Consider the following 1,891-nt stretch of genomic DNA (forward strand, 5'->3'; position numbering starts at 1 on the left):
GGTCTGCATAGACCCTGCTGAGTATTAATACATCGCCGGTATAGATGTAGTGCAGGTGAATGCCGCAGCCGCTCTTGCTCACCTCGGCATAGGTCGCCGGCCACTTACTCGCCTCTTCCAGATTCCGCTCAAAGGACTTGTTGCCCTGGTCGTCCGGAATATCAAAGTCGATGACGATGTGGTTTTCCGGCAGCTTGACATAGTGAAGTCGACTGGTGTCCAACTGCGAGAGCTGAGTCGTGACCTTTTCCCACTTCTGGGTCGGAGTTTCATTGGCCGAGGCATACTGCGCGAGGCAATCGGAACACTCCCGGTCAAATATAGATTTTGTGGCGTCAAACTGAATGAGTTTTGGCTTCTTTTCCTCGGGCGTGATACTGACAAGCCGATCCTCGAACTTTTCCGTCCGAAACCCGCTGTAGTAATTGCGGATACGGGCTCCGTCGTCAAGGGTAGGGCGATCATCATACGTCCAGAAATAGTTTTTCAGTTCCTCCTTAAACGCCCGCTTGCTCAGTGGATAGGTGACCTTCGCCTCCTCATTGTAGGTTTTATACATCTCCCAGGCTGCTTTCAGCGATACGCCGTCCTCCTGCTTGAACACCGGGTAGCTGTCCACCACAAAGTTATAGAAGTCGTTGGAGGCCCCCAGCATGGCGATAGGGATGTAATCGTCATAGTAGCCGGGGTCTTCCTGATAGACCTCCTGACAGTGGTAGGCAATCGCGCTGAGCTCGAAGTCGATCTGCTTCACGATTGCCCGGTATTCCGCAGCTGGCAGTTTGTTTCCCGATGGGGAGACGTCGATGAGCCTTCGGATCAAGCCCGATTTGGCGTCCGTAATCTTGACGGGCTCATTTGTGCCGATGAACAGAAAGCACTTGAAGCTGTTGGTGTAGACAGACTTGAACTTCTCATTCACCGTCATCTCCTCGTGGGAAACCAGACTGTTCAGACGGGTATTGTCCTCAATGCGAGACAGTTTTCCGTCATGCTCAATGGCTACCAGCGGGTTCGAGCGAAACGCTTCCAACGCAAATACATTACTGGCCGACCCAAGCGCCTTCGACTCAAAGGTCTTGTAGTAGCCCTCAAAGAGTTTCTGGATGATGTTGAGCACCGTAGACTTACCCGTACCGGCCTCGCCATACAGCACCATGAACTTCTGGAGCTTCTTGGACTCACCGCAGACAACGGAGCCAATAGCCCACTCAATCTTGTGACGCTCCTCCGGTTCGTAGAGAGTGGACATCAGCTTGTCATAGGCTGTCGTGCTTCCTGGTTCAAGCGGATAGGGCAGTTTTTTGCTGGCGTAGTCCTTCTTGCCAGCGTTGCTGTTGGAGAATATCAATTTTTCGTCGAGCATATGGAAAGAGTCCCACATTTGCTTCTGGCAATACTTATGCCATGCGTCGATCATGCCCGACTCGGCGTCCCACAGATGTAGGATGTGAATATTCGCATCGAAACCGTGGCGATGTTCCTCCGCGTATCTATCCAGTTCGCGGTCTATGAGCTGAAGAGCGTCCTCCTCATTGGTAGACCATAAGCCGCGTTCATCAACCCAGATAGCGTAGAAATCGCCGCCCCGGATCATGAGGTCGTTGCTCGTTCGGACTATGAACTTTGGATAGATTTCTATTACGCCACGCTTCGTAGAACGCGTTGAAATCGTTACGAAATCTAACATTGCATGTGTTACTCTCCTTTGCGCTTCAACTCCTCGACCTCACCGCTCAGGCGTTCGATCTCCTCCTGCTGCTCCCGGCGGACGGTCTCCGCCCAGAGCGCGTAAGCAACGCCGGTGATGGCAATGAGCTTGAGCCGCCGGTTAGACCTGACCTGCCTGCGCATGGTCTTTTCCAGCTTGGCCAGGGCCCTCTCGGTGGTC

General features: G+C 53.0%; 2 protein-coding genes. Both read right to left on the reverse strand.

Going from position 1 to position 1,891, the window contains the following annotated elements:
* The coding region (locus tag JX325_RS16025; protein WP_374220652.1) for a DUF5906 domain-containing protein at window positions 1-1,366 on the reverse strand (1,366 nt) is incomplete at its 3' end.
* 332 nt (window positions 1,367-1,698) lie between these two features.
* Window positions 1,699-1,891 (reverse strand): hypothetical protein (locus JX325_RS16030; protein WP_204792047.1); only part of this gene is annotated, 193 nt, incomplete at its 5' end.

It is taken from the genome of Oscillibacter sp. CU971, assembly GCF_905219725.1.
In the GTDB taxonomy this organism is placed as follows: Bacteria; Bacillota; Clostridia; order Oscillospirales; family Oscillospiraceae; genus Oscillibacter.